At 73.1% G+C, this 9,735-nt stretch carries 10 protein-coding genes; 1 reads left to right on the top strand and 9 read right to left on the bottom strand.

Features of this window, described 5'->3' with window-relative positions; all coding sequences use genetic code 11:
- Window positions 1-486: transcription antitermination factor NusB (locus Q1K57_RS06770; protein ID WP_300080243.1), on the bottom strand; the 486-nt coding region annotated here is incomplete at its 3' end.
- A complete protein-coding gene (fmt, locus tag Q1K57_RS06765; protein ID WP_300080241.1) occupies window positions 486-1,409 on the bottom strand; it encodes a methionyl-tRNA formyltransferase in 924 nt (307 codons plus the stop codon). The genes fmt and Q1K57_RS06770, both read right to left, overlap by 1 nt.
- Before the next feature lie 84 nt (window positions 1,410-1,493).
- Here fmt and Q1K57_RS06760 point away from each other — a divergent pair, with 84 nt between their 5' ends.
- The gene (locus Q1K57_RS06760) at window positions 1,494-3,167 is read left to right on the top strand and encodes an MFS transporter (RefSeq protein ID WP_300080239.1); all 1,674 of its coding nucleotides are present in this window, start codon (window positions 1,494-1,496) and stop codon (window positions 3,165-3,167) included.
- A 16-nt stretch (window positions 3,168-3,183) separates the two neighbouring features.
- On the opposite strand, the gene Q1K57_RS06755 is transcribed toward Q1K57_RS06760, so the two are convergent.
- The 7 genes from Q1K57_RS06755 to pyrF all read right to left on the bottom strand — a co-directional run bounded on the left by Q1K57_RS06755 (window position 3,184) and on the right by pyrF (window position 9,731).
- Entirely contained in the window at window positions 3,184-5,148 is a 1,965-nt protein-coding gene (locus Q1K57_RS06755) for a primosome assembly protein PriA (protein WP_300080237.1), read from the bottom strand.
- 31 nt (window positions 5,149-5,179) lie between these two features.
- Window positions 5,180-6,370, bottom strand: coding sequence for a methionine adenosyltransferase (metK, locus tag Q1K57_RS06750; RefSeq protein ID WP_300080235.1), 1,191 nt, complete (start codon window positions 6,368-6,370; stop codon window positions 5,180-5,182).
- Complete coding sequence (coaBC, locus tag Q1K57_RS06745; protein WP_300080233.1) at window positions 6,367-7,596, bottom strand: bifunctional phosphopantothenoylcysteine decarboxylase/phosphopantothenate--cysteine ligase CoaBC; 1,230 nt, start codon at window positions 7,594-7,596, stop codon at window positions 6,367-6,369. Before coaBC ends, metK begins: the two co-directional genes overlap by 4 nt.
- A 25-nt stretch (window positions 7,597-7,621) precedes the next feature.
- Window positions 7,622-7,960 (bottom strand): DNA-directed RNA polymerase subunit omega, encoded by a 339-nt coding sequence (gene rpoZ / locus Q1K57_RS06740; protein ID WP_300080231.1) that lies wholly within the window; start codon window positions 7,958-7,960, stop codon window positions 7,622-7,624.
- A gap of 28 nt (window positions 7,961-7,988) precedes the next feature.
- Entirely contained in the window at window positions 7,989-8,534 is a 546-nt protein-coding gene (gmk, locus tag Q1K57_RS06735; RefSeq protein ID WP_300080257.1) for a guanylate kinase, read from the bottom strand.
- 2 nt (window positions 8,535-8,536) lie between these two features.
- Complete coding sequence (gene mihF, locus Q1K57_RS06730) at window positions 8,537-8,848, bottom strand: integration host factor, actinobacterial type (RefSeq protein ID WP_300080216.1); 312 nt, start codon at window positions 8,846-8,848, stop codon at window positions 8,537-8,539.
- Window positions 8,849-8,924: 76 nt separating this feature from the next.
- The gene (gene pyrF, locus Q1K57_RS06725) at window positions 8,925-9,731 is read right to left on the bottom strand and encodes an orotidine-5'-phosphate decarboxylase (protein WP_300080214.1); all 807 of its coding nucleotides are present in this window, start codon (window positions 9,729-9,731) and stop codon (window positions 8,925-8,927) included.
- Between the last annotated feature and the right edge of the window lie 4 nt (window positions 9,732-9,735).

Here is a 9,735-nt window from a genome sequence, read left to right as displayed (position 1 = left end):
GCGCGGGTGGTGGGTGCGCAGGGCGAGCGCGTCGAGGGGGTCCAGACCGGCGCTGAGCAGGTCCACCCAACCCGCCAGGTCTCGGGCCGACACCTTGCGCAAGACCGCGTTGACCAACCCGGCGACCTTCTCCCCCACCTCCGCCGCGGCCAGATCGACGCTCGCGCCGATCGCCGCGTGCGCCGGCACCCGCATCGACAGCAGCTGATGGGTTCCCAAGCGCAGTGCGTCCCGCAAGGGGGCATCGAAGCCCTCCCGTCCCGACGCGGCCGCCAGAATCGCATCGTAGGTGCCCTGCAGCCGGCATGTGCCGAACACCAGCTCGGTGACGAACGCGGCGTCGCGGGCCTCCAGTCGGGATTCCCCCAAGACCCTCGCGGTCTCGAGGTTCGCGTACGCGCCGCCGGCGGTCACGGCCCGGACGATCCGGTAGGCGGTGCGGCGTGGGGCGTCCGGACGCCGCCGGCGCAGCTTCGCGTGCGGCATCAGCGGGTGCCGTCGAACCCGGTGGGAACCGCGTGCAGGCCGCGTCCCCAGTCGGCGGCGGTCATCTCCTTCTTGCCGTGCTGCTGCACCCGGACGAGTTCGAGCGCCGTCGTTCCCGTCCCCACCAGCACGCGTCGCTTCTCCACCGCCAACGCGCCCGGCGCGAGGCCGGTCTCGTCGGTTGGCCGGGCATAGGCCACCTTGAGGCGGACGCCGTCCATCTCGGTCCACGTCATCGGCTCGGGCGAGCAGCCGCGGATGTGCCGGTCGAGGTCGCGGGCCGGACGGGTCCAGTCCAGCCGGGCGTCCGCCACCGTGATCTTCGGCGCCAAGGTGGCCCCTGCGGCGTCCTGCTCGGTGGGTTCGGTCGTGCCGAGCGCATCGAGGGTCTCGACCATCAGCCCGGCACCCGCCGCGGCCAGCTCGTCCAGCAGGGCTCCGGCGGTCTCCGAACCGTCCAGCGGGCGCCGGAGCGTCCCGTACACCGGGCCCGCGTCGAGCGCCTGCACGAGCCGGAACGTCGTGGCCCCGGTCTCGGTGTCGCCCGCCATGATCGCGTGCTGCACCGGCGCCGCCCCGCGCCAGCGTGGCAGCAGCGAGAAGTGCAGGTTGATCCAGCCGAACGGGGGAATGTCGAGCACGTGCTGCGGCACGAGAGCCCCGTACGCGACGACGGGGCAGGCATCGGGAGCCAACGCGGTGAGGGCGGCGACAAACTCGGGGTCGCGCGGGTGCGCCGGCTTGAGGGCTTGGACGCCGTGGGCCTCGGCCCACTGCCCGACGGCCGACGCGACGGGCCGCTTCGAGCGGCCACGGGGGGCGTCCGGCCGGGTGACGACCGCGAGCAGTTCGTGTCCGGAGGCCGCGAGGGCGTCCAGAGTGGGCAGGGCGACGGCCGGCGTACCGGCAAGGACGAGACGCACAGCGCCACCCTATGCCCGGTCGTACGCACGGCAATTTGTAGCGATTCAGTGCCGCGCCGCGCGGGCAGGTCCATCATGGGGAGGGTGAGAGTCGAGGGGACGACGAGGGCAGGCGTCGACTCGCCGCGGGCCTGGGCGATGTGGGCCATCGCGCTGGCGGCCTACACGGTGGCCGTCATGCAGCGCAGCTCGTTCGGTGTGGCGAGCGTCGAGGCCGCCGAACGGTTCGACTCCGGCGCCTCGCTCGTCAGCCTCTTCGTGGTCGTGCAGATGCTCACCTACGCGGGCATGCAGATCCCCGCGGGCATCCTTGCCGACCGGCTGGGCACGCGAACCGTGCTCGCCACCGGCGCGGTGCTCATGTGCATCGGCCAGGTCGACCTGGCGCTGAGCACCAACATCGGCTCGGCCATCATCGGCCGCATCTTCGTGGGCGCCGGCGACGCGCTCACGTTCGGGCCGATCCTGCGCATGCTGCCCGCGTGGTTCAGCCCGGCGCGGGTTCCGCTCCTCAACCAGTCCATCGGCATCCTCGGCCAGTCCGGCCAGATCCTCAGCGCGATCCCGTTCGCGGCCGTGCTCGGCGCCGCCGGCTGGACGCCCGCCTTCGCCTCCGCGGCCGCCGTCTCGGCGGTGATCGCCCTCGTCGTGGCAGCGATCCTGCGCAACGCGCCGCAGCCCGAGCGGGCCGAGCAGTCCGGCGGCGAGCCCGCCCTGTCGGTCGCCGAGCAGCTGCATCGCGTCGTGCGCGACCCGGCTTCCCAGCTCGGCTTCTGGCTGCACTGGACCTGCGCCTTCTGGTCGAGCGTCTTCGCCCTCATGTGGGCCTACCCCTACCTGATGGGCGGCCTCGGCTACAGCCAGTCCGTGGCATCGGGCCTCATGAGCCTTTTCGTCGTCGCCGGCATCCCGTTCGCTCTGCTCGCCAGTGGCCTGTCCAGCCGCGCCGTGCTGCACCGCACGAGCATCGCCGTCTCGTTGTCGCTGCTCGCGATGGTGCCCTGGCTCGTGGTCACCCTGTGGCCAGGCATTCCTCCGGTCTGGATGCTGGCGATCCTCGTCATCGGAATCGCCGCCGCGGGACCGGGGTCCAGCATCGGCTTCGACGTCACCCGCACCGCCAGCCCGCGCAGCCGCGCGGGCGCGGCGTCCGGCATGGTCATCGTCGGCGGCTTCGCCGCGGGTCTGTTGAACATCCAGGTCATCGGCTTCGTCGTGGACGCGCTCGGCGGCTACTCCGAGCGAGCCTTCCGCTGGGCGATGGCGACCCAGTTCGTGTTCTGGGCGATCGGTCTCGTCGGCGCCTTTCATGCCCGGGCACGCGCCCGCGCGATCAACGCGGCCCGCGGCGTCCGGCACCCGCACCTGGTCACGGTGGTGGGCCGCGAGGTGACGAACCTGCTCGTCTCCTGGCGCATTCTGCGCTCCCCCGACGCCATCGGTCCGGCCATCGGCCACCTGGACGTCACGACCGAAGACGGCCGCGTCGTCGGCATCGCCGCCGTCCTGCCCGGCACGGGCGGTCAGCTGACGGCCATCGACGTCCCGCCGCTCGAGACGGACGCCGCCTTCTGGGCCTCGCGCGTCGACGACTATCTCGCTCTGGTCTCCTCCGACGACCTCGAGATCGGGGCGGTCGAGGTCCGCTGCGAGGACGCCGCCACGACCCGCGCGGTGCGGGGCTGGATCGCCGACGAACTCGCCCGGCGCGGTGCGACGCTGGCGCACGAAGTCACGACCCGCCACCACCGGCGCTGATCTCTCCTACCCGGTTTCAGATCGCCACCGGGTCGACCCGCAGCCGCAGCGAGCCCGGCGCCTTGCGCGCCGCGCGCTCGGCGAGGACCTCGCGCAGCGCCGCCACCAGCGCCGCCCCGTGCGCCGGCGGGCACCGCAGGGTGAGGCGTTCGGCGTCCTCGTCCGGGAGCGGAACCGGGCCGAAGTGCTCGACCCCCGGCACCCCGCGCCAGGCGGCCTCGGCCTGCGCCAAGGTGTCGGCCGCACCGTCGAGCGTGACGAGCCGTGCAGCGGGCGGGAAGCGCGTCTCCCGCCGCTCAGCGAGCTCGCGGGTGGCGAAGCCGGCGGGATCCAGCCGGACGAGAGCCTGCAGGGCGCGTGCGTCGGGCTCGCCGACCGCGAGCACCGTGCCGCCCTCGGCCGCCGGGCGGACCAGCGCACACACGCCGAGCCACCGGCGGAGCGCCTCTTCTGCCGTGCGCAGGTCGGCACGGCCGAGCATGAGCGGGGTGTCCAACAGGACGGCCGCGGCGTAGCCGGCCTCGGCATGCGGCTCGGCGCCCGGCGTGGCCAGCACGAGCGCCGGTTGTTCGCCGACGGAGCGGACCAGATGGCCCGACCACGACGTGACGACGCGCACCTGCGGGAAGGCGCGGCCCAGTTCCTCGGCCGTGCGGCTGACGCCGACGCGCGGCGCGCGCAGGCGGGTGTCGCCGCACGCGGGGCACGCCCACGGCCGCACGGGACCGCACGTGGCGCACACGACCGCGACGCCGTCTCGCCCGCGCTCGCCGCGCAGGCGCCGGGAACAGTGGGGGCAGCGGGCCGGCGTCCGGCAGGCTTGGCAGGCGAGACTGGGCGCGTACCCGGCGCGGGGCACCTGCAGCAGGACCGGCCCGGACGCCAGCCCGGCACGCACCGCGGCGAAGACGTCGTGGGGCAGGCGCGCGGCCCGCGCAGCCGGGTCGCGCTCCAGGGCGAGGTCGGTGTCGGCGGCGACCCGCACCGCCGGGCCGAGGCGCCGGGCCTGGGTGGCCGGCAGCGCGATCGGCACGATCCACTGCCGCTCGACGAGATCTGCCACCTCGGCTGAGCGCGCATGCCCGGCGAGCAGCAGCCCGCACCGCTCGTGGGCCGCTCGCAGCACGGCGACCTCCCGCGTATGCGGGTACGGCGCTCGCGGCTCGGCGAGCGCATCGTTGCCCTCGTCCCACACGACGACGAGCCCGAGATCGGCCACCGGCGCGTACACCGCCGCCCGGGTGCCGAGCACCAGCCGCACGTCGCGGCGGCTCGTGGCGAGGAAGTTGCGGTAGCGGGCGGCCGGTCCCGACTCGGCGGTGAGCACCGCGAACGTCCCCGCCCCGAACCGCCGGGTGCAGGCCGCCTCCAGCGGAGCGAGGGCGTCGGCGTCCGGCACCACCACGATCGCGCCGCGGCCCGCCGTCAGTGCGGCGGCCACCGCATCGAGGAGGCCGCCGGGCCAGTCCCCTGCCGGGCCGTGCACAGGCACCGGGTTCCAGGCCGCGCGGAGCGGCTCGCCGGCCCGCAGGCCGGCGAGGAAGCGGTCGCCGCCCGGGTAGCGCGGCAGAACCACGGGAGGAGCATCGGTTACCGGCACCGGACGCGGCAGCCGCTCGGCCTTCTCGGTGGTCGCGTGCCGTGGGGGCACGGCCAGCCGGACGACGTCGGAGAACGTGCCGCCCCAGTGGTCGGCGACCGCCCGCACGAGCCGGGCCACCTCCGGGGTCAGGACGACCTCGGGCGACGTCAGCCTCTCGAGGGGTGCCAGACGGGCATCGACATCGGTGGAGTCCCCCACCTCGAGCACGTAGCCGTCGCGCAGCTTGCCTGCGAACCGCACCCGCACCCGCACGCCGGGACGCACGGCTGCCGCGCCCTCGTCGCCGACCAGATAGTCGAACGGACGGTCCAGGTGCGCCAGCGGCACGTCGACGGCCACGCGCGCGATGCGCGGGGGTGAGGCGACGGCGTCCGGCATGGCCCCGATCCTAGGGGCCGCCCCAGACGCCTCAGCCGCGGACGGCCGCGGCGAGGGCGTCGGCGCGGTCGGTGCGCTCCCAGGTGAACTCGGGCAGTTCGCGCCCGAAGTGACCGTAGTTCGTGGTCAGCGAGTAGAGCGGCCGGAGCAGGTCGAGGTCGCGGATGATCGCGGCGGGCCGCAGGTCGAACACGCGGAGCACCGCTTCGTTGATCTGCTCGACCGGCGCCTGTTCGGTGCCGAAGCACTCGGTGTAGAACCCGACCGGGTGCGCCCGGCCGATGGCGTAGGCCACCTGCACCTCGCAGCGCTCCGCGAGCCCCGCCGCGACGACGTTCTTCGCCACCCAGCGCATCGCGTACGACGCGGACCGGTCGACCTTCGAGGGGTCCTTGCCCGAGAACGCGCCGCCGCCGTGGCGGGCCATGCCCCCATAGGTGTCCACGATGATCTTGCGACCCGTCAGTCCGGCGTCGCCCATCGGGCCGCCGATGACGAACTTGCCCGTCGGGTTCACGTACGTCTTCTTGTCGGCCGAGCCGATCTCGTAGCCGGCGAGCACGGGGTTGATGACGTTCTCGACGAGGGCCGACTTGATGGTGCCGTCGCGCCAGGCGTCCTCGGTGTGCTGGGTCGACACGACGACGGTGTCGACCCGGACGGCGCGGACGCCGTCGTACTCGACCGTCACCTGGGTCTTCCCGTCGGGCAGCACCCACGGCAGGATCCCCTCCCGACGCACGAGCGCCAACCGCTCCGCGAGCCGGTGCGCGATGTCGATCGGCAGGGGCATGAAGGTGGGCGTGTCGGTGCAGGCGTAGCCGAACATGAGCCCCTGGTCGCCGGCCCCCTGGGTGTCGAGGACGTCGGTGCCGGTGCCCTCGCGGGTCTCTTCGGCACGGTCGACGCCCTGGGCGATGTCGGGGCTCTGGTTGCCAAGCGACACCAGCACGCCGCACGAGCGGCCGTCGAACGACGCCCCCGCATGGTCGTAGCCGATGGCGCAGATGCGTTCGCGCGCGATCCCCGCGATGTCGGCGTACGCCTCGGTCGAGACCTCGCCCGCCACCACCACGGTGCCCGTCGTGACCAACGTCTCCACCGCGACGCGTGAGCGCGGATCCTCGGCGAGCAGCGCGTCGAGGACGGCGTCGCTCACCGCATCGGCCACCTTGTCAGGGTGCCCCTCGGTGACGGACTCGGACGTGAACAGACGGCTCAACGGTTGCTCCCCTTCTGCAGCTTCTCGGACACGGCGTCCCAGATGTGATGCGCGACGACCGACTTGTCGCCGGTCGCTTCGCCCACGACCCCGGAGGCGTCCACGATCGTCACGGTGGTGGAGTCGGCGCCGAAGACAGCCCCGCCGCTCACGTTGTTGCACACGAGCAGGTCGCAGCCTTTCCGGGCCAGCTTGGCGCGGCCGAGTTCGACGAGTTCGGCTGGGTCAGCGGCGGTCTCGGCGGCGAAACCCACGATGACCTGCCGGCGCGGCCGGTGGTGGCTGAGCCTGGCGAGCACGTCGGTGGTCTGGACGAACGCGACGCTCAGGCCGCTGTCGCTGTCCTTCTTGATCTTGCCGGGGCTCGGCTGGGCGGGCGTGAAGTCGGCCGGTGCTGCGGCCATGACGATCGCGTCCGCGGACGCCGCCGCCGCGGTCATCGCGTCGGCCAGCTCGGCCGTGGAGGACACGCGCACAACCTCCATCCCGCTCGGCAGCGGCGCGCTGACGTGCGCGGCCACGAGCGTCACGGACGCCCCGCGCAGGGCCGCCGCCCGGGCCAGAGCCATGCCCTGCTTGCCGCTGGACGCGTTGCCGAGGAACCGGACGGGGTCGAGCGCCTCATGGGTGCCGCCGGCGCTCACGACCACCCGCCGCCCGGCGAGGTCACGCGTCCGCACGGCCTCGACGGTGCCGGGATGATCGAGCAGCGACGTGGCGACCGCCACGATGTCGACCGGCTCGGGTAGGCGTCCGGGACCGGAATCGGCCCCGGTGAGGCGGCCGTGGGCCGGATCGAGCACGACGACCCCCCGCTCGCGCAGCGTGGCGACGTTGGCGACGGTGGCCGGGTGCTGCCACATCTCCGTGTGCATCGCCGGCACCATGAGCACCGGACAGCGGGCAGTCAGCAGCACGTTGGTGAGCAGATCGTCGGCCCGGCCGGACGCCGCCCGGGCGAGCAGGTCGGCGGTGGCGGGAGCCACCAGGACGAGGTCGGCCGATTGGCCGATCCGGACGTGGGGCACCTCGTGGACGGTCTCGAACACGCTGGTGGCGACCGGACGCCCCGACAGGGCGGCCCACGTCGTCTCCCCGACGAACGCCAGCGCGTTCGCCGTGGGCACCACGGTCACCTCGTGACCGCCCTCCGAGAGCCGCCGGAGGACCTCGCAGGCCTTGTAGGCGGCGATCCCCCCGGCCACGCCGAGCACGATCCGGCTCATCGGGGTACCCGGATGGCGGCCGAGCTCAGGCGAGCTCGTCGGGATCGAACGCGTCGAAGCCGAAGTCGGGGTCGGACTCCGCGGCCGCGCGCGCCTCCGCCTCGGCCTCGGGATCGAGCTCGGCGCACTCCAGCAGGTCGGCGTTGATCTCGCGCAGGGCGATGGTCAGCGGCTTCTCCTGCACAGTGGTGTCGACCAGGGGGCCGACGTTCTCGAGCAGGCCTTCGCCGAGCTGGCTGTAGTAGGCGTTGATCTGGCGCGCGCGCTTGGCGGCGAAGAGAACGAGGCGGTACTTCGAGTCGACCTTGGTCAGGAGCTCATCGATCGGGGGGTTCGTGATCCCCTCGGGAACATGCGTGCTCAAACGTCAACCTCTTCGGGTGTGGATGTGGTCACAAGCCCATCAACCTTACCAGTTCTGTCACGGTCGCCCCCAAATCGTCGTTCACGACGATCGCGTCGAACTCGCTCGCGGCGTCCAGTTCGACCTTCGCGGTGCGTAGCCGGCGCTCCACCTGGGCGGAGGTCTCGGTGCCCCGGCCCGACAGCCGCCCCACGAGGGTGTCCCAGTCGGGCGGGGCCAGGAAGATCGAGAAGGCGTCGGGCAGACGTTCGCGGACCTGACGCGCTCCGGCAAGGTCGATCTCCAGGATCACCGGCTTGCCCTGCGCGGCCGCCGCCAACACGGGAGCGGCCGGCGTGCCGTAGCGATGCTTCCCATGCACGACCGCCCACTCAAGCAGCCCGCCCGTGGCGACCAGCGTGTCGAAGGCTTCCTCGCTGAGGAAGTGGTAATGGACGCCGTCGATCTCGCCGGGCCGAGCCGGGCGAGTCGTGGCGGACACGGACACCCACACCTGCGGACGGAGCCGCCGTAGCTCGGACACCACAGTCCCCTTGCCGACCCCTGCGGGGCCTGAGATGACTGTGATGCCCAGGCTCACTTGAACTCGGCCTTCAGGCCGGCCACCTGGTGGCGGCCGAGCCCGCGCACGCGGCGGTTCGGGGCGATGTCGAGCCTTTCCATGACAGCAGTGGCGCGCTTCTCGCCGACGCGCGGCAGGGACTTGAGGAGGTCGACGACCTTGACATGGGCGAGGATCTCGTCGGCGGCGGCGGTGTCGAGCGCCTCCGAGAGCGACAGCGCGCCGGTGCGCACCTTCGCCTTGAGGTCGGCGCGGACGCGGCGCGCCTGGGTGGCGGCCGCACGGGCGGCCTGAAGCTGTTCGGTGGTGAGTTGGGGTATCGACACGTCGGCTCCGTCATCGGTGAAACTGCTAGTGAACTGAGGCCAACCATAGTCGGCACATCACCCGAAAGGGTAGCAATCAGTGTGCCGTGAATGCACGGACTCGCTCGCGCATCTCAGGAACGCCAGGGCCAGCGCCGATGATCGCGCGGCCCACCATCGGCAGCACCTGCTCGAAGGCCGCGCCGAAGAGGTGCGGGAGGTCCGCGACGTCGCCCCCCTGGGCGCCGATCCCCGGGACGAGGATCGACCCGTTGAATTCCGACACGTCGCAGCCCAGCGACGCGTGGGTGCCGCCGACGACCAGGCCGATCGCGCGCGTCCGCGCCGACGCGTTGAACGCGCGGGCGGCGTCGATGATCTCCTGGACGACGGAGCCCTCGCGGCCGAGCGCCAGCTGGACCTGCCCGCCCTCGGGGTTCGAGGTGCGCGCGAGCACGTACACGCCCCGGTCGGACGCCACGGCGGCCTCGAAGGCCGGCAGCAGAGAGCCGAAACCCAGGTAGGGCGAGACGGTGAGCGCGTCGCCGGCCAGCGGCGACCCGTCGGTGAGGTAGGCCGCCGCGTAGGCCGCCATGGTCGAGCCGATGTCGCCGCGCTTGGCGTCCACGATCGACAGCGCCCCAGCGGCCCTGATGTCGGCCAGCACCCGCTCGAGAACGGCCACGCCGGCCGACCCATGGGCTTCGAAGAACGCCGATTGCGGCTTGAACACGGCCACGCGATCGCCCAGGGCTTCGATGATGCCGCGGGCGCACTGCTCCAACCCGGACGCCGTGGCCGGTAGCCCCCACGCCGCCAGCACCCCGGGGTGCGGATCGATCCCGACGCACAGGTTGCCCCGCTCGGCGGTGACCTGGCGCAGCCGCTGGCGATACGTTCCCACGGTG

Source organism: Propioniciclava sp. (assembly GCF_029977985.1).
Lineage (GTDB): Bacteria > Actinomycetota > Actinomycetes > Propionibacteriales > Propionibacteriaceae > Propioniciclava.
Note: the sequence above shows the minus strand (reverse complement) of the source record. Positions and strands in the feature narration are given on the sequence as shown.